Below are 17,148 nucleotides of genomic sequence, written 5' to 3'. Positions count from 1 at the left end.
CCTTCTATTTACTTTTTCTCCAGAATAGCAAAGTAATTTTCTTCATCGTCTGCGAAGTTAAAAACACGGCCCGAAGGCATCGTGACAATGTCTCCAACCTTTACATTTTTATTCATGAGGTCGTTTCGCAATTCCTCGATATTTTCCGAAAAGAACAGGAGCGAAGGCGTGCCAAGATTCATTCCGGGCGACATTTTCGCAACGAATTCCTTATTGTGCAGAACGATGCTTGTTTCAGCGCCTTGAGCTGGTGCAATTTCAATCCATCTCATTTCACCGTTCTTCTCTTCTGAAACCACGCGAAACCCTAGCTTTTCGGTCCAAAAGCTCACTGCTTGATCCTGGTTATTGACATACAACATGATTTGACCAACTTTGCTAATCATCATGGACATGATCCACTCCCTACATGGTAGTTTATAATCCGACGATTTTAATCCTTTCCATCCCGACGGTATCTGATACCCGATGCCAACGGACGTGGTCTAGCTTGTCTTCATCATAGCATGAATAATCAGACAGGATTTCTTTTCAATTGCGCATTTTAGAAAAAGGAATTGCATTTCGTAAAAGAGGAGCATATACTCACGATTAAAAGTGAGTAATCACTCGCTAATCTAAAAAGCTCATCTCGAGCCTGATTCTGAGGCTTGCTTTTTTTACTCATAAAAAGAAAGTGATTACTCACTTAATTACGTAGGTAGGGGGAAGCGTTATGAAACCAGTTGTTCGCTCCATTTGTATCGGGGGACTCTTACTGGCTTTGTCGGGCTGCAATTGGACATCTGAAAATCATTCGTCACTGTCCGGCACAATCGAGGCCATTGAGTTGCCGATCGTAGCTGAAGTAGGCGGATTGGTGACAAACGTTACGGCAGAAGAGGGAGATGCAGTAAAAAAAGGACAAGTGCTGGCCCAAATCGATAAACGAAGCTACCAAATGACTGTGGCAGAAGCACAGGCAGCATTGGATCAAGCGACAGCCAAACTAGAAGAGGCGAGGGCTGGATCACGCGACACGACGATCCAAAGAAGCATAGCCAATGTCCAGCAAGCAAATGCGAATATCCAACTGGCACAAGCGAGAAAAAATCAGGCGGAAGCAGGAAAAGCACGTGCTGCTGAACAGATGACGCAGGCAGAATCGCAATGGCAGGGAGCGAAACAGACCCTTTTGTATCAACAAAAAAGACTCGAGGAAGCAACAGCGCTTTTCGAAAAAGGAGCGATCTCTGCCAAAGACCTCGAAACACAAAAAGAAGCAGTGAACCAGGCAAAAACGCAGGCAGATCAATGGGCAGCACAAGTAGCTCAGACACAGGCACAGTACCGTTCTGCACAAGAAGACATCGCTGCTGCTGCGGCCCAAATCGGTACAGCACAAGCCGCGCAAGCCGGAGCGCAGGCGGATCTTGATCAGGTAAAGGAAGGAAGTACCGATTACGCGATTCGGGCATTGCTTGCCACTCAGCAGCAGGCAAAAGCGAAACTGGATCAAGCCTTATTACAGCTGGAAAAGTCCAAGATTACAGCTACAGACGACGGGACTCTCTTGCGCTCCTCTATCGAACAGGGGGAAGTAGCCAAAACAGGTGCCACTTTGTTTACGATGATGAAGCCAGATCAGCTTGAGCTCGTCGTGTACATTCCGGAAGCACAATTGAATCGGGTGAAAAAAGGGCAAGAGGTTGGCATCAAGGTGGATGCCTATTCGGAAGAGACGTTTACAGGAACGATCAGCCGCATCTCGGAAAAAGCAGAATTCACGCCGAAGAATGTACAGACGCCAGATGAACGCACCAAGCTTGTGTTCGCTGTTACGATACACATCACAGATGGACTCGACAAAATCAAACCAGGTATGCCTGCCGATGTCCTGTTGGCAGACGGGGAGGGAGGTCAATGAACGCCGCTATCCAATGCGAGCAGTTGACGAAGCGTTTTGGAGATCGAGTAGCCGTGAACAGCTTGACACTCACAGTTCCGCGAGGTTCGATTTACGGTTTTTTGGGTCCGAATGGCTCAGGGAAATCGACCACAATCCGAATGCTTTGCGGTTTGCTGACCCCGACGACGGGAAAGGGGACGGTACTTGGCTTCGATGTCATGACACAGAGCGAGGAAATCAAGCAACGGATCGGGTATATGTCGCAAAAGTTCAGTCTGTATGAAGATTTGACAGTGGAAGAGAATCTCGATTTTTATGCTGGGGTTTATCGACTAGGGGCAGCAGAACGCAAGGAGCGAAAAGCAGAGCTAATTGAGATGGCAGGCCTGACAGGCAGGGAAAAGCAGCTTGCCGGATCGCTGTCAGGGGGATGGAAGCAACGCCTTGCGCTCTCCTGCGCTCTTTTGCACAAGCCGGAGCTGTTGATTTTGGATGAACCGACAGCAGGGGTCGATCCTGTTTCCCGCCGAATTTTTTGGGACGTGATTCATGAGCTGGCGGGAAAGGGGATCACGGTGCTGGTGACCACACACTACATGGATGAGGCGCAGACATGCGATTGGATCGGCTTTATCTTTTTCGGCAATCTGCTGGCGGAAGGCACACCACAAGAGTTGATCGATCGTATGGGAGTAGGCAATCTGGAGGATGTCTTCATCGAGCTGGTTAGGCAGGAAGAAGCCAGACAGGCGGCGGAGGAGGGAGTCCGATGAGGCACTTTGTCTGGGAGCGTTACTGGTCTGTCGTGAAGAAGGAAATCATCCAAATCAAACGGGATCGTCCCAGTTTGGCGATTGCTCTGGTCATGCCGCTGATGCTGTTGTTTTTGTTCGGATATGCTGTCAATACAGACGTGAATGACATCCAGATGGCAGTCTGGAATCAAAGTCCATCTGCTGCCAGTCGAGAGCTGGTAGATCAATTCGTCAATACGCGTGTATTCGAGGTGGCAGCACATGTAAGTAGCTACAAGGAGATTGAAGCCATGTTAGACGATGGCTCCGTAAATGTAGCGCTCATTATCGGGCCAGACTACACCCGCAAGCGTGATCGCAACGAGCCGGTAGACGTGCAAATGCTCATTAATGGCTCTGATCCGAATATCGCCCGGACTGCGACCTCTCATGCTCAGTTGATCATTCAGCATCAAGCGATCACGTTGCAGGAAATAAAGCTGCAAAAACAAGGCTTGGGGGAGCTGGAACAGCCACTCGGTTTGGATACACGCGTGTTGTTTAACCCCAATATGGAGAGCATCGTCTTCAATATTCCTGGCTTGATCGGCTTGATTATGCAAAACGTCACGATGATTCTGACGGCGTTTTCCCTCGTACGTGAGAAGGAGCGGGGAACGATGGAGCAGTTAATCGTGACGCCGATACGCCCATTGGAGCTGATGCTCGGCAAAATTACCCCCTATGTAGGTGTAGGTCTCTTCTCGTTTTGTCTGGTGCTATTGGTTGGAACGTATTGGTTTGGAGTCCCCGTCAAAGGCAGCATTTCGCTTTTGGTGACATTGTCTGTCTTGTTTTTGGTGACGACGCTTCTCTTGGGCATTTTCATTTCCACGGTGGCAAAGACCCAGCTTCAAGCGATGCAAATGGCATTCGCCTTTATCCTGCCTAGCGTGCTTCTCTCCGGCTTTATGTTCCCGCGCGATTCGATGCCGCTCGTGATACAATGGTTAGGCGGGCTCGTCCCGTTGACCTATTTTCTGGAAATCCTGCGGGGAATTTTCTTAAAGGGCGTGGGCATCGATGCGCTCTGGAAGGATGTCGTCGGAATGAGCAGCTTTTGTCTCTTGATCCTGACCGTCGCTATCCTGCGATTCCGCAAGAAGATCGAATAAGAGGAGCGTAATGGGTGATGAACAAGCCGCCAACATTTGTAGAAGGCCTGTTGCAATATGTAGAAGAGTTGAAAGATGAGAATGAGATGACAGAGAAGCAGCGCAATATTTTGCGTGCATCAGTGAAGCTGTTCGCTGAAAAAGGCTTCCATGCCAGCTCCACCTCTGAAATTGCCAAAGAAGCGGGTGTGGCAGAGGGAACGATTTTTCGCCACTACAAATCGAAAAAGGATATTTTACTCGCCGTCGTTGCACCTGTATTGGTCAAATTCGCGGCGCCGTTTATCTTGAAAGATGTCCGTGAGATTTTTAAAGAGCAGAATAATAAAGCATTCTCCCAAATCGTGACAGAGCTGTACCGAAACCGGATCGACCTGGTGCTGGCGAATGAAAAGCATATTCGGATTTTGCTGCAAGAAGCTTTTTTCCATGACGAAATCAGGGAAGCACTGATTGCTACGGTTTTCACGGGTGTGAAGGAGATGGCAAACAAGCTGATCGAGGCAAAGGTAGAGGTAGGCGAATTGCGTCCGCTCCCGACACAGGCTGTCTTTCGGGCGATCCTGTCCTCGATGATCGGGCTTGTCCTGTTCCGGCAAGTTTTGGATACCGATGAGTTTGCGCAGTTCAGCGACGACGAACAAATCGCACTGACCGTAGATATTTTGCTAAATGGGATTGGAAATCACTCTATCTAAATTTTTTTATCGATAAGTGAGCATTTTTCTCTCTAATTGGGTATAGAAATCCCTTCTGGGAATGGTATAATTGCAAACAACTTTTTGCTGTTTTTTGGAGGAGAGTAAACCATGCAATTGTTATCAGAGAGAGAATGGCTCGCGTATCGGGAGAAAAACAAAGATCGTGCGCGCATGCTGATTTCTTGCCCGGACCGCGCGGGTATTGTCGCGGCTGTGTCGAACTTCTTGTTCCAACAAGGAGCCAACATCGTTCAGTCTGACCAGTACACGACTGATCCGGAAACAGGCCGTTTTTTTATGCGCATTGAATTCGATCTCATCAATCTGGAGGAGCGCTGTGAAGAGATCAAGCAAGCATTCACCCCAGTAGCCGAGAGCTTTGGGATGGAATGGTCGTTGGTCGAAGCGAACAAGCGCAAAAAGGTTGCGTTGTTTGTTTCCAAAGAAGATCACTGTCTTTTGGAGCTCTTGTGGCGCTGGAAGTCCGGGGAGCTGTTCGCAGATATCGCGGTTGTGGTCAGCAATCATCTTGACATGCAGGAGACTGTCGAGTCCTTTGGTATTCCATATCGTTGCATCCCAGTCACAAAGGATAACAAGCCGCAGGCAGAAGAAGAGCAGATTGCAGCAGCAGAGGGCGTTGATCTGATCGTTCTGGCTCGCTACATGCAAATCTTGTCCCCGCGCTTTTTGGAGGACTATGCGATGCGGATTATCAATATCCACCATTCCTTCCTCCCAGCCTTTGTCGGTGCGAAGCCTTACGAGCAGGCGTATCGTCGCGGCGTGAAGCTGATCGGAGCGACTGCGCATTACGTCACGGAAGAACTGGACGCAGGACCGATTATCGAGCAAGACGTTCAACGTGTATCGCATCAGGAAGACGTTGAGGCACTGAAACAGCTTGGACGTCAGGTAGAGCGTACAGTGCTGGCACGTGCCGTTCGTTGGCATCTGGAGGATCGGGTGCTGGTGTACGGCAACAAGACGATTGTGTTCCCATAAGGGGTGCATATAAGAAGAGGCTATTCCTTTGCGGAAAAGCCTTTTTTTTCGTTTTGATTCTCTTATTTTCAAGTCAGTCTTTCACGCTTTACCAACTCCAGAAACTGAGCAACAACAGGCCGCTCCTCTGTCTCATCGTTACGCGTGCAGACATACAAGGGTCGCTTAATCTCTACTCCTGGCACGATTACGCGCCCGACCTCGCCACGATCTACCATTTCCCTAACGGCCAGAGCAGGAGCCAACATCGTCCCATATCCCGCACGAACGGAGTGGATAGATTCGACCAGTCCGTGATACTGCATACCGATCTGCGGACGTTTCACACCATGCTCGCGACAGAGGGTAAAAAGCCAATCGCGAGTAGAGCTGCCTTGCTCCCGCAACAAAAATGGTTCCTCCACGAGCTGCTCCATACGGATCTCTTTTCCTGAAAGCGGATGATGGGCGGGCAAAATAAACCAATAGGGTACGTCCATCAGATGATGCCGATTGATAGGCAGCTCATCCCACGATTCCTTGATAATAACGGCCACATCGACCTCACAGCTAAGAAGCAGTTCAATCGATTGCATGGAATTACGCGTGCGAATTTCTACCTCAACCCCTTCATAATCGCGCTTGTACTGAGCCAGCCACTGTGGCACGAGATAATGGGAGGGGAGATAGGTAGAAGATATCCTTAGCCGTCCTTTCTTCCCTTGTTTGATTTCTGTCAGATGTGATTCGATTTCGCGTTCCCAGTCGTAAATGCGGCGTGACTTTTCAAAGAGAAAGCGCCCCTCATAGGTGAGAGCAATGCCGCGACCATCCGGGATGAGCAAGGTCATGCCCAATTCACTTTCAAGCCTGCGGATTTGGGCACTTACGGCAGGCTGGCTGATCGAGAGTGCGATTGCTGCTTCGGTGACACTGCCTCGTGACGCTACTTCTACGAAAATGCGGAGAGCATGTAAGTTCATCTTGTACCTCGATTCATAACTTTTATTTATGAGTGATAGATAAAGATGTATTAGAAATGATGAGTGATTGCGCGTAAGGTATAGCTCAGAAAGACGTAAAAACAAGCAGAGAGAAGGATCAGGAGATGAGAGAAGTCAGTGGAAAGACACAAGTCGTGGCAGTCGCACTGGTGACAGCATTATGCATGATAGGAGATTCGATGCTGTATGTAGTGCTTCCTCTTTTCTGGAAGGAGGCAGGATTAACATCGCTGTGGGAAGTGGGGGTATTGCTTGCGGTGAACCGCTTCATCCGTGTACCAATCGGCCCTCTTGTTGGGAAATGGTATGAACGCTCGGGTGGACGCACAGGTTTGATTGTGGCAGTGGTGCTGGCTTTTCTGACGACACTTTCGTACAGCTTGGAAGGCTTTTGGCTGTGGCTTCTGATGCGATGCTTATGGGGAGTCGCTTGGACATTTTTAAGGCTAGGTGCGTATTCCTTGATCGTAAGTGTTTCCGAAGGGCATAATCGCGGGCAACTCATGGGCTTGTACAATGGATTGTATCGATTGGGCAGTCTGGGCGGCATGCTGGTCGGAGCGCTGCTTGCCACTTGGTATGGGCTTTCTGTTACCTCTATTGCACTTGCGGTACCTTCCTTGTTTGCATTCATTCTTGTTTTTCGCTATATACGTCCTTCCTTTACCAATCAGCATCCGAATGACATGAAGCAGATGGATACAGGGAAACGCTTGTGGAGTCAGGCGCAGGTGCTGTTGACGCTGATGACGGGATTGCTCGTCACGATGGTGTACCAGGGAGTGTTTACCTCCACGCTAAGCAGAGTGATCGAAGTCCGCGAACCGCTTATCATGATTGGGGAAGTCGTGTTGGGGGCAGCGGTGATTGCGAGTGTGATCCAAGGCATTCGCTGGGGGTGGGAGCCGTGGGCTGCCCCATTGGTAGGCAAATTGTCGGACAGGCATGGCCGGACGAATCTATTTATCGGGACGTTGCTAGTCGCTTCTGTTCTGTTTGGCTCGTTGCAGGCAACGTCTTCGCTTGTGCTATGGTTTGTGATTTTATTCGGCATCCAGCTGAGCGCGACGATTATCACGACCGTCATGGATACTCTTGCGGCAGATGAAGCTGCGAGACAGGCCAACAGCCAGGCAGTAATGACACAATACTCAGTTGTAAGTGACCTGGGCGCGGCTCTGGGTCCGCTCTTGGCCTTCTGGCTGGATGAACAGGTTGGTTTGGGTCCAATGTACACCGGAATAGCGATCATCTTGCTTCTGGTCGGCCTGGTATGGTTGGGCCGACCGAAGCTGATCAAGATGGAAAGCGCTTCTTAATTGTTGTCATGACGTGAGCAATGGCTGCCTCCTTGTCCGGACCGTGTAGCAGCATATGGTTCGAATGCTCGTACCAGGTGATTTGCGGGGAGGCAGATTCGTCTACACTGGTTGCGAGTATTTGGGCGCTTACGGCGTGTACAGTATCGTCTCGCCTTGCTTGCAGCAGGACGTAAGGGGTTGTAATTTGAGGCAAAAGCGGCTTCGTTTCTGCCAACAGCCTGCGAAATTGCAGCATACTGCTAATAGGGATTCTGCCGATGCCATGTATGTAGCGTTTGGAGTGGGTAGAGAAATCCTCACGCAAATAATGCATCGCCTCTTTGACATCCCAATATTTATAAGGGGTGTTGATGGTAATCAGCAGGGCGACGGGGTATTTCGTCGTCAAGTGAAAGGCGAGCAGTCCCCCCATGGAAAATCCGATAACCACGATGGTGTCAGCGCGCATGGACAGTCGCTTGTAGCCTTCTTCTGCCGAGCGGAGCCAGTCGTGGCGGGTGCTTTTTGCCATGTGACGACGAGTGGTCCCATGTCCCTCCAAGGTAGGGCATTCCACCTGATAGCCAGCCTCGCGAAGCTTTTTGGCGAGTGGGAGTATATCGTTGATGTCTCCGGCAAATCCATGGATGAGTAAGCAACCGACTGTTCCTGACATGGAATCTCTTCCTCTCAGATATTGGGAAATTTGATGGATCATCCATATTATATACGAAAAGGTCAGAAGGAGGCGACCGCGCAAGTGTGCCAACACCAAGCAAAAAAAGGAAAGAAAAAGCGACTTCACGCGGCTGCGATGAAGTCGGCTATTTACTAAAAGGGGTTCTGTACCTGAAAAATAGGTTACAACCCAATCGTTTTTAGTTCTGGAGAGATAAGGAGCGTAGGCTGCGTGCAGGCTTGGATATCTTCCGCTGTATAACCTTCTGCTACTTCGACGAGGACGAGCCCGTCTGGTGTCACGTCTATGACAGCTCTGTCCGTAATGATCCGGTTGACAACCTTCTTTCCGGTAAGAGGCAAAGCACATTCATTCAAGATTTTTGTCTCACCATGCTTGTTGACATGATCCATAATGACGACGATTTTTTTCGCGCCGTGGACGAGATCCATGGCACCGCCCATGCCCTTGACCATTTTTCCAGGAATCATCCAGTTGGCGAGATCACCCGCAGCAGAAACCTCCATCGCCCCCAAAATAGCGAGGTCAATATGGCCACCGCGAATCATCGCAAACGATTCAGCACTGGAGAAGTAGGCCGCACCTGGAATAGCCGTCACGGTTTCTTTTCCGGCGTTGATGAGATCAGGATCGAGGTTTTCCTCCGTCGGGTAAGGGCCAATTCCGAGCAAGCCGTTTTCCGATTGCAGAACGACTGTTTTTCCTTCCGGGATGTAGTTGGCGACGAGCGTGGGCATTCCAATCCCCAAGTTTACGTAAAAGCCATCTTCTATTTCCCCGGCGGCACGAGTGGCGATTTGCTCACGTGTAAGCGACATTTGTGTTTTCCTCCCTTGAATGTAATCCGGTTCTCTCTTTTGCTCTCTATGAGCGGACAGTGCGCCGTTCAATGCGTTTCTCGAACGAAGGTGCCTGTATCACACGTTGCACATAGACGCTTGGTGTGTGAATATGCTCAGGGTCCAGTTCACCTGTCTCTACGATTTCTTCCACTTCGACGATAGTGATTTTTCCCGCTGCTGCCATCATCGGATTGAAGTTTTGGGCTGTTTTGCGGAAGACGAGATTGCCCATCTTGTCAGCCTTCCACGCCTTGATCAGTGCGAAATCACCTGTGATGCCATATTCAAGCAGGTACTCTTTCCCTGCGAAATCGCGCGTTTCCCGTCCTTCAGCGATAGGTGTGCCGACTCCAGCCGGGGTATAGAATGCCGGAATGCCAGCTCCGCCTGCACGAATTCGCTCCGCCAGCGTCCCTTGTGGCGTCAACTCGACTTCGAGCTCACCGGACAAAAATTGACGTTCGAATTCCTTATTTTCTCCCACATAAGAGGAGACCATTTTTTTGATTTGCTTTTCTCGTAAAAGGAGACCGAGTCCCCAATCATCGACCCCACAGTTATTTGAGACAACGGTCAAGTTTTTCACTGCTTTGTCCCGCAGGGCGATAATCAGATTCTCCGGAATTCCTACCAGTCCGAAGCCGCCCACTAATAAAGTGGCACCATCGTGAATATCAGCCACGATGTCCGTGTAAGACGTATAAATTTTGGCCATGACGATCACTCCCACCATGAAGAAATAAAGGATTTTTGTAAGCGCTAACAATAGGGCGATGCAGTTGCCCCGTTTTCCTGCCCTTCTATCATACTAGATACGAGTTACAAACAAGTGACGAGACATTTGGATTATAAAAAATAATGTAAAATGACAGAAAAGTAGTACAACTATACCATTTTTTTCTGTAAAATATATTTTGTCAATATTCGTCGTTTTTTTTGATCAGCATAGGAAGATTCAGGTGGAAATGTGGGGTTGCAGGAATGAAAAATACGAATAAATGGATAAGTCTCACGGTTGTGGTCCTGCTGCTCGTAGGGTGCGAAAAGCTAAATGAGGATGTCTCAAGTCTGAAGCGGACGAAAGAAGAAACGGTCATCAAGGTGAAAACGGTAAGTGCGTATACGGTGGAGAATGGCAAGGGTGAGCGTCTGATGGAAGTAGCGGGTGTGGTGGCACCGCGTCAGGAGCTGGCATTATCATTTGGCGCCTCAGGCAAAATTTCAGGCATTCTCGTGGAAAAAGGAGCCACTGTCAGGGCAGGGCAGACGTTGGCGACATTAGATGGTACGGCCTTGCAGCAAGGAATTCACGCAGCCCAGGGACAGGTAGCAAGTGCTGCGATCAAGCGGGAAAAGGCTGCCAAGGGACCGGAGAGCCATGAGGTGCAGACCAAGAAGCTGCAGGTAGAAAAAGCGAGAGAACAGATGCAAAAGGCTCGCGACGAGCTCACCAAAGCGGAGATTCTGTATGCGAATGGAGCCATCTCGAAGGATGAAAAAGACAAGTTGACGTCGGCGCTGCGACAGGCCGAGCTGAGTCTGGAAGAAGAACAAGTGGCGTACAACAATCTGCTGAAGGGCGCCGATCCACTGGATATCGAAGAAGCGAATGCAAGTGTCCAGCAAGCCAATGTTCAATTGAGCCGCGCGAAGCAGGAAGCGGCTGACGCAGTGATCAAAGCTCCGTTTACAGGCGTGGTTGCAGCGATCTCCAAGACAGCGTCGGAGCAAGCTGGACCTGGGACCGAAGTCATTCGAATGGTCGATACGAGCTCCTGGCTTGTCAAGCTACAGGTAGAAAGGGAGCAAGTCGCCCATTGGCAGGCAGGTAAAGTGGTAAAGGTGAAAGCTTCGGACGGCAGTGAAGCAGAAGGAAAAGTGACATTTGTCTCACCTGTTATGGATACCGGCTTGGGGTCTTATCCAGTCGAGGTGACCGTAGACGGCAAGAATGTAGCGTGGAAGGGTGGCATGACTGTCACTTGTCAGTATCCGCTGCCAGCGTCAAATGTTGCGCTCGTTCCTGTTAGCAGCATCGGTGTCTCTGATGAAGAATATTACGTCATGAAAATCAATGAACACTCAGTGGAAAAGACGTTTGTCAAAGTGGGGGCCTTGCAAGGAACCTTCTACGAGGTAGTGGAAGGTCTCGCACCTGGTGACCAGATTGTTGCTGCAGGCTTGTCGTATGTAGTGGATGGTGAGGCGGTGAAGGTGGCGGATGAATAACAAGACATTTTTAGCGACTGTCCCCTCCTTTGCCCGCATTCTGGCGGTCATTTGCTGTCTACTTGCGACAGGATCCTGGTTCGGGCTGGATATCAAGACGTTTCCAGATCGGTCTGTGCCAGAATATACAATCAGTCTCTCGGCCCCCAAACTCTCTTCTGCGGAAGTAGACGAATCGGTCGCGAGAAAAGTAGAGGAATCGGTGCGTTCATTAGGCAGAGTGCTTACGATAGCTACCGAATCTCGGACAGGGTCGGCGGTTATTACTGTTAAAACATCGGAACAAATCGGTTCGGATTACAAGGAACGGTTGGAAAAGAAGCTGGGAGAGATCACGAAGCAGCTCCCCGTGCAGGAGTGGAGCGTCAGTCAAAGCAATCTGGCAGATAGTAAAATTGGTTTTTATGTCCTGTACGGCACAGACTTGCAGACCTTGTCTGACGTTACCAGAAATACTGTCTACGACAAATTGATCAATCTGCCAGGAATCGCTCGTATCGAAATGGACAAGCAAGCCTTGAAGGAGCAGGTAGATATCATTTTCCGACCGTCCATGCTGCTCGCCTACGGGCTCACACCTGCTGATGTTCTGTCGCAACTGCCGACAGATGTGGTTGGGGAAGAGGTAGGCTCTGTTGGAGCTGATAAGGATCGAACCATGATTCAATGGACGAGTAAATCGGAAGGGCTGCAAGATCTGGGCAAGCACTTGATCTCCACCGATAAAGGATACGTGCCATTACATATGTTGGCTGACATTCGTGATCGACGCGGGAGCAAAGGCGAACAAATCGGGATGTATCGTGGCTCGCCTGCATTAGGCATCACAGTGTATGCAGCAGATGTCGGTCAATTGCCTGTAATCAGCAAGCAAGTAAAGGAAGCGGTTGGCGAGTTGAATCAGGCTTCGGGCGGAAAATACCGCCTCGATTTGTTTCATGACGACGCGCAGACAATCACCAGTGCATTGAGACAGCTTGGAATACTGGCGGCTCTATCCGCTGTCATCTGTTCGCTCTTTTTGTATCTGACCCGAAAACAATGGGCAGGGGCTGTACTCGCGCTTTTGGCAAACGTACTTGCGGTCGGCAGTGTACTTGGAGGCATGTGGTTATGGGGAATCCCATTGACGCTCTCCACGCTGGGCCCACTCGTATTGTTTTCGCTATTGTTCACAGGAGCAGGTTCTGCGTTGTTTCATCAGTTTTCAGGTTTGCCCTCGTACTCGTTTGTTCGTTGTTTGCAAGTGGCATGGGGGTTGATGAAGCCGTTTTTGCTCACGGTTGTGGTGGTGGCAGCCTGTTGGACAGGTGTCGTTTTTACTGATTTCCTCAAGGCGGAAGACAAGGTTGTCTTGTACGATGCTTGGCCCGTTCTTTTGCTAGGGACGTTTGCCCTTATTCTTATCTATGGATTTATCACGCCGGTACTGACAGGAACGTGGCTGGAAGCTTCCGAACGAGTAGTGGAGAAAACACCACGGGCTTCCAATAAAGTGACAAGTTATTTTCAAAATCGTTGGGAACGACTGGTGGAACAAGGGTATTTGCCTTATGGAATCACACTGGTTGCCTCGCTTGTCTTTGTCTTTTTGCTCAAGTCGTTTATTTTGGTAGATCCGTACGCCAAGCTTGATTATGCAGACAAGTCGCTTTCGTTGCCAATGGTGCAGGGAAGCAGCATCGATGAGGCCATGCGGGCAGCACAAATAGCTGAGGAGCGTTTGCTCGCCATTGACGAAGTCCGAGATGTCTACACGATTGCCTCCGAAGAAAATCTGAGCTTTCAGCTAAAGCTCGTGGACAAATACGATTGGACGCAATCGGTTTCGGACTTGGAAAAAGTACTGGACAAAGAGCTGCGAGATATTCCTCGGACAGATCCGTTTGCGCTGGTCATTAATAAAGATAAGGCAACTCGTCTCGTCTTGACGATCATGGGGCCATCCTTGCAAACGACGCAGAACATTGCCAATGAAGTATTGGCATTCATGGAAAAACAGAGTGCGAAGGATAAAGAGGGACGAGAACTTGTAACAGATGAACGAATCGGTTCAGGTTCAGAGGGAACCTTTATCGATATTCGTCCAAAACAAGAGATGCTGGCACGCTACCGGATTACGCAAGAGGAGATCAAGAGACAACTGGAGAGTTATTTGGGAGAAAAAACAGCTGGCAGTGTCTATTGGAACGAGCGTCAGGTACCTATCCACGTCCGTTTCCCTGACGGGTGGATGGACTATCCGGATCAGGTGAAAAATATTTTGATTCGAACCTCACAAGGTACGGTGCGATTATCTGAGCTGGTAGATTGGTCGATCGGCAGCGAACCGCCCATTTATCAACGGGAAGACGGACTGTATGTTTTCAAGGTAAGCAGTGCCGTCTCAGACCCAAGCCGAATTGAGCTGTGGTCTTACATCATTCCATATTCCATGCAAGAAAAAATGACGATACCCGAAGGCTACACGGTATATAACGATGATGAGTTGAAGAAATTGGAGGAGAAAAAGCTCAATACGGTTGATTGGAGCAGCAGGTTCTTGACGATTGGCAGTCAGATTGCCCTCGTACTTATCATGAGCTTGCTTTTGCAACGCAGAACGCGCGATGGATTATTTGCCCTCGTTCTCTTGCCAGTCTTGACTGGAGGCTTTGCGCTGGGATTGCTGTGGTTGGATCGACCTATGAACGTGATGAGCTTCTACGGTATGGTGGCTGCCGTTGCCGTCATCGTGTTGCAGGCACTTCTTACGATGGATGAGCTGTACAAGGCCCAAGCCGAACAGGACCGGGTTTGGGACGGTATCAAGCTGGGGGCCAAACGCACCATGGTCAATCAAGCTGGGATATATTTGGCGATTGCGTTAGCCAGCCTTCCACTTGCTGGGGGCTTGGGTAATGGGAATGATTCGTTTGCGTCCTTCGCCAGCGTATTGTTGTTTGGCATACTAATGGGGGCTTTTGCCACTATGGCACTTCTTCCTGGTATGCAACATGCAGCTGTGCAAAAACAGGCTGCTCATTCTGAGATGTCCTTGCCGATCCTCGCCCGTCATTTGCGGATTTGGTGGGAGAACAACCAGGTACGTCGCCGTGATTTCAAAGATAGAAAACGGGAACAAGCCCGCTCACCAAAAACAGGGCAAGCCGAAGCCTCGAACCACCATTCCCGGGAGTATGTTCCTAAACAAGAGGACTTCTTGCCTCTTTCTTCTTCTACACATGACGCCAACCGCTAAAAAAGGTTGGCGTTTTTCTTTTTCAATCGTTCACGTAGCTGTAACCGACTAACCAGGTATGCGTCATGGTAAGATAGGAAAGAGAATCGAAAGCAGGGGGTAGCAAACACGTGCGTCGATATCGGAAAGTATGGGATTACTTGCTTTTGATTGCCATTCTGCTTGGGTTGTTTATTTCCTCTTCACAGCCATACGCCAAACAAGACATGCGAGGGACGATAGACAAGCTAGTGGACGAACAGAGCTTGCAGAACCGTATAGGCGACATATCCATTCCTTACGGAGGCAAAGATGTGAGCCTGGAAGAAAAGGGAGCCGCTGGTTTTATAGAGTTCTTGATACGGAAAGGGACACATTTTACTGTTTTTGCCCTCTTGGCTTTTAGCTGGTATCGCGTGTTTTCGAATCATCTCTCGTTTGGGCAAGCACTGCCCTGGAGCGCTTTTTGCAGTGTGATGACGGCTGCTTTGGATGAATGGCACCAGACGTTTACACCGGATCGAACCGGAATGGTGCAGGATGTATTGCTCGATGCATCTGGATCTGTCACGATGTTGTTGATAATTGCTCTCAATTACCTGTATTCACGAAGAGCATATCGTTATAAAATGTAGGAAGCCTATCCATCCTATGGATGAGAAGGCTGTGATGAACGATTGGAGAGTGGATTAGATCGTGGTAGAAAAAAAGAATGTTCTTGTACTGAACTGCGGAAGTTCTTCAGTGAAGTACAAGCTCTATGAAATGCCTTCCAAAACATTGATCGCGCATGATTATTTGGAGCAAATCCAGCGTGGCCAATATGAAGATACTATTCGGGGAGTGTTTGAATCCCTCAAACAATATTCGATAGATATCGTTTCTCATCGTGTTGTCCACGGAGGAGAAGCATTTAAGCAGTCTGTTATTGTCAACGACCAGGTAAAAGAAGAAATTCGTAACCTGTCACGTTTCGCCCCGCTTCATAACCCCATTAACCTAACCGGGATTGAAGTTGCTCAAAGTCTGTTTCCTGATTTGATTCACGTAGCTGTTTTTGATACAGCATTCCACCAAACGATGCCACCATCCTCATATTTGTACGCACTGCCTTATGAATACTACGAACAATACGGTATTCGCAAATACGGTTTCCATGGAACGTCTCACCGCTATGTAATGGGTCGTGCAGCAGAAATGATGGGTCGCCCGAAAGAGCAGCTTCGTCTGATCAGCTGCCACATCGGAAGCGGGGTAAGTATCACAGCGATCCGAAATGGTGAATCTTATGATACGTCGATGGGGATGACACCGTTGGCAGGTTTGTCCATGGGTACGCGCAGCGGAAACATTGACCCAGGTATCATCCCTTACATTGAGGAAATTGAAAAGACCGACACGGCTGGCGCTATTAAGATTCTGAATAACAAGAGCGGTCTCATGGGCGTATCGGGTGTATCCAATGATTTGCGCGACGTTATGAAAAAAGCAGAAGAGGGGCATCTCCGCAGCAAGCTTGCGCTGGAATTATTTACCACTATCCTGCATAAGCATGTGGGACTGTACCTTGCTCGACTGAATGGAGTCGACGGCATTATCTTTACAGCAGGAGTTGGAGAAAATAGTGCTGCCGTGCGTGAATTGGTGTGCTCTGGTCTGGAATTTGCCGGGGTAAACCTGGATCGCGAGGTAAACCGCACCAGCAAAGGGGAGACATTCATCAGCACGAAATACTCCCCGGTAAAAGTCATGGTAATTCCAACAAATGAAGAACTTGTTATGGCAATGGATGCATTCGAACTGGGACATAACTAGCTTGGAGTATGCACCTAGAAAGAATAGGCTTTTCAGTATTGGAATTTCTCTGCTATACTAAGAGAATGAGGCTTCTGGTTTGAGGTTCTCACCATTTTTCTGAAAAAATAAAAGGAGTGCAAACTGGATGGCAGTACAAGTGGGAAGCATCATCGAAGGAAAAGTGACAGCGATTAAACCGTTTGGGATGTTCGTAGCAGTCAGCGAAACGGAGCAGGGGCTGGTCCACATTTCCCAAGTAGCAAACGGTTTTGTTAAGGATATCAATGATCACTTTACCGTGGGGGCACAAGTAAAGGTAAAAGTACTCTCCATTGATGATGCAGGTAAAATCTCGCTTTCGGTTCGCGCAGCACTCCCAGCGCCTGAGCGTCCGGAACGTGAAGAACGCCGTGGTGGTGGATATCGTGGAGGCGACCGCGGAGGGAATGCAAAACGAGAAAGCGGAGCTTCTTTCGAAGACAAAATGAAAAAATGGTTGAAGCACAGCGAAGAGAACCTTGCGACAATCAACAAAAAGAACGCAAAACGCGGCTACTAAGCCTTGCGATAACT

16 protein-coding genes are annotated in these 17,148 nt (G+C 49.2%); 11 read left to right on the top strand and 5 right to left on the bottom strand.

The genetic code is table 11. The features are described from left to right. Positions 1 to 8 precede the first annotated feature (8 nt). Positions 9 to 386 carry a VOC family protein gene (locus FO446_RS24290; protein ID WP_173610237.1) on the bottom strand — a complete coding sequence of 126 codons (378 nt, stop codon included), beginning with the start codon at positions 384 to 386 and terminating at the stop codon, positions 9 to 11. 329 nt (positions 387 to 715) lie between these two features. On the opposite strand from FO446_RS24290, the gene FO446_RS24285 reads away from it, so the two are divergent. The 5 genes from FO446_RS24285 to purU all read left to right on the top strand — a co-directional run bounded on the left by FO446_RS24285 (position 716) and on the right by purU (position 5,503). Continuing rightward, positions 716 to 1,906 (top strand): HlyD family secretion protein, encoded by a 1,191-nt coding sequence (locus FO446_RS24285; RefSeq protein ID WP_173609924.1) that lies wholly within the window; start codon positions 716 to 718, stop codon positions 1,904 to 1,906. Further along, a complete protein-coding gene (locus FO446_RS24280) occupies positions 1,903 to 2,661 on the top strand; it encodes an ABC transporter ATP-binding protein (RefSeq protein ID WP_237899320.1) in 759 nt (252 codons plus the stop codon). Before FO446_RS24285 ends, FO446_RS24280 begins: the two co-directional genes overlap by 4 nt. Continuing rightward, a complete protein-coding gene (locus FO446_RS24275) occupies positions 2,658 to 3,797 on the top strand; it encodes an ABC transporter permease (RefSeq protein ID WP_232774067.1) in 1,140 nt (379 codons plus the stop codon). Before FO446_RS24280 ends, FO446_RS24275 begins: the two co-directional genes overlap by 4 nt. A gap of 17 nt (positions 3,798 to 3,814) precedes the next feature. Continuing rightward, a complete protein-coding gene (locus tag FO446_RS24270; protein WP_237899318.1) occupies positions 3,815 to 4,495 on the top strand; it encodes a TetR/AcrR family transcriptional regulator in 681 nt (226 codons plus the stop codon). A gap of 111 nt (positions 4,496 to 4,606) precedes the next feature. Beyond that, positions 4,607 to 5,503, top strand: a complete 897-nt coding sequence (purU, locus tag FO446_RS24265) for a formyltetrahydrofolate deformylase (protein WP_237899316.1) — start codon at positions 4,607 to 4,609, stop codon at positions 5,501 to 5,503. A 68-nt stretch (positions 5,504 to 5,571) separates the two neighbouring features. On the opposite strand, the gene FO446_RS24260 is transcribed toward purU, so the two are convergent. After that, positions 5,572 to 6,465 (bottom strand): LysR family transcriptional regulator, encoded by an 894-nt coding sequence (locus FO446_RS24260; RefSeq protein WP_237899309.1) that lies wholly within the window; start codon positions 6,463 to 6,465, stop codon positions 5,572 to 5,574. Positions 6,466 to 6,590: 125 nt separating this feature from the next. On the opposite strand from FO446_RS24260, the gene FO446_RS24255 reads away from it, so the two are divergent. Continuing rightward, on the top strand, positions 6,591 to 7,805 hold the full coding sequence (locus FO446_RS24255) for an MFS transporter (RefSeq protein ID WP_173609929.1): 1,215 nt from the start codon (positions 6,591 to 6,593) through the stop codon (positions 7,803 to 7,805). Here the strand turns inward: FO446_RS24255 and FO446_RS24250 are convergent. The 3 genes from FO446_RS24250 to FO446_RS24240 form a co-directional block, all read right to left on the bottom strand. Beyond that, complete coding sequence (locus tag FO446_RS24250) at positions 7,783 to 8,547, bottom strand: alpha/beta hydrolase (RefSeq protein ID WP_173609930.1); 765 nt, start codon at positions 8,545 to 8,547, stop codon at positions 7,783 to 7,785. The genes FO446_RS24255 and FO446_RS24250 overlap by 23 nt on opposite strands. Before the next feature lie 101 nt (positions 8,548 to 8,648). Continuing rightward, the gene (locus tag FO446_RS24245; RefSeq protein ID WP_173609931.1) at positions 8,649 to 9,305 is read right to left on the bottom strand and encodes a CoA transferase subunit B; all 657 of its coding nucleotides are present in this window, start codon (positions 9,303 to 9,305) and stop codon (positions 8,649 to 8,651) included. Between the two features lie 46 nt (positions 9,306 to 9,351). After that, positions 9,352 to 10,044, bottom strand: a complete 693-nt coding sequence (locus tag FO446_RS24240) for a CoA transferase subunit A (RefSeq protein WP_015893185.1) — start codon at positions 10,042 to 10,044, stop codon at positions 9,352 to 9,354. A 266-nt stretch (positions 10,045 to 10,310) separates the two neighbouring features. On the opposite strand from FO446_RS24240, the gene FO446_RS24235 reads away from it, so the two are divergent. The 5 genes from FO446_RS24235 (at position 10,311) to FO446_RS24215 (ending at position 17,134) form a co-directional block, all read left to right on the top strand. Further along, positions 10,311 to 11,558, top strand: coding sequence for an efflux RND transporter periplasmic adaptor subunit (locus tag FO446_RS24235; RefSeq protein ID WP_237899307.1), 1,248 nt, complete (start codon positions 10,311 to 10,313; stop codon positions 11,556 to 11,558). Further along, positions 11,551 to 14,799 (top strand): efflux RND transporter permease subunit, encoded by a 3,249-nt coding sequence (locus FO446_RS24230; protein WP_237899305.1) that lies wholly within the window; start codon positions 11,551 to 11,553, stop codon positions 14,797 to 14,799. The genes FO446_RS24235 and FO446_RS24230 overlap by 8 nt, the downstream gene beginning before the upstream one ends. A 110-nt stretch (positions 14,800 to 14,909) precedes the next feature. Beyond that, the gene (locus FO446_RS24225; protein ID WP_173609934.1) at positions 14,910 to 15,413 is read left to right on the top strand and encodes a VanZ family protein; all 504 of its coding nucleotides are present in this window, start codon (positions 14,910 to 14,912) and stop codon (positions 15,411 to 15,413) included. 61 nt (positions 15,414 to 15,474) lie between these two features. Next, positions 15,475 to 16,593 carry an acetate/propionate family kinase gene (locus FO446_RS24220; RefSeq protein WP_304502566.1) on the top strand — a complete coding sequence of 373 codons (1,119 nt, stop codon included), beginning with the start codon at positions 15,475 to 15,477 and terminating at the stop codon, positions 16,591 to 16,593. Between the two features lie 127 nt (positions 16,594 to 16,720). Further along, positions 16,721 to 17,134, top strand: a complete 414-nt coding sequence (locus tag FO446_RS24215; RefSeq protein ID WP_173609935.1) for a S1 RNA-binding domain-containing protein — start codon at positions 16,721 to 16,723, stop codon at positions 17,132 to 17,134. Positions 17,135 to 17,148: the final 14 nt, after the last annotated feature.

Source organism: Brevibacillus brevis (genome assembly GCF_022026395.1).
GTDB lineage: Bacteria > Bacillota > Bacilli > Brevibacillales > Brevibacillaceae > Brevibacillus.
The sequence above is the reverse complement of the archived record's forward strand: the minus strand, read 5'-3'. Positions and strand labels throughout refer to the sequence as shown.

Excerpts from the sequence above, each read along its gene's own strand:
- FO446_RS24290 (WP_173610237.1), bottom strand. The coding sequence starts at position 386 with ATGATTAGCAAAGTTGGTCAAATCATGTTGTATGTCAATAACCAGGAT.
- FO446_RS24285 (WP_173609924.1), top strand. The coding sequence starts at position 716 with ATGAAACCAGTTGTTCGCTCCATTTGTATCGGGGGACTCTTACTGGCT.
- FO446_RS24280 (WP_237899320.1), top strand. The coding sequence starts at position 1,903 with ATGAACGCCGCTATCCAATGCGAGCAGTTGACGAAGCGTTTTGGAGAT.
- FO446_RS24275 (WP_232774067.1), top strand. The coding sequence starts at position 2,658 with ATGAGGCACTTTGTCTGGGAGCGTTACTGGTCTGTCGTGAAGAAGGAA.
- FO446_RS24270 (WP_237899318.1), top strand. The coding sequence starts at position 3,815 with ATGAACAAGCCGCCAACATTTGTAGAAGGCCTGTTGCAATATGTAGAA.
- purU (WP_237899316.1), top strand. The coding sequence starts at position 4,607 with ATGCAATTGTTATCAGAGAGAGAATGGCTCGCGTATCGGGAGAAAAAC.
- FO446_RS24260 (WP_237899309.1), bottom strand. The coding sequence starts at position 6,465 with ATGAACTTACATGCTCTCCGCATTTTCGTAGAAGTAGCGTCACGAGGC.
- FO446_RS24255 (WP_173609929.1), top strand. The coding sequence starts at position 6,591 with ATGAGAGAAGTCAGTGGAAAGACACAAGTCGTGGCAGTCGCACTGGTG.
- FO446_RS24245 (WP_173609931.1), bottom strand. The coding sequence starts at position 9,305 with ATGTCGCTTACACGTGAGCAAATCGCCACTCGTGCCGCCGGGGAAATA.
- FO446_RS24240 (WP_015893185.1), bottom strand. The coding sequence starts at position 10,044 with ATGGCCAAAATTTATACGTCTTACACGGACATCGTGGCTGATATTCAC.
- FO446_RS24235 (WP_237899307.1), top strand. The coding sequence starts at position 10,311 with ATGAAAAATACGAATAAATGGATAAGTCTCACGGTTGTGGTCCTGCTG.
- FO446_RS24230 (WP_237899305.1), top strand. The coding sequence starts at position 11,551 with ATGAATAACAAGACATTTTTAGCGACTGTCCCCTCCTTTGCCCGCATT.
- FO446_RS24215 (WP_173609935.1), top strand. The coding sequence starts at position 16,721 with ATGGCAGTACAAGTGGGAAGCATCATCGAAGGAAAAGTGACAGCGATT.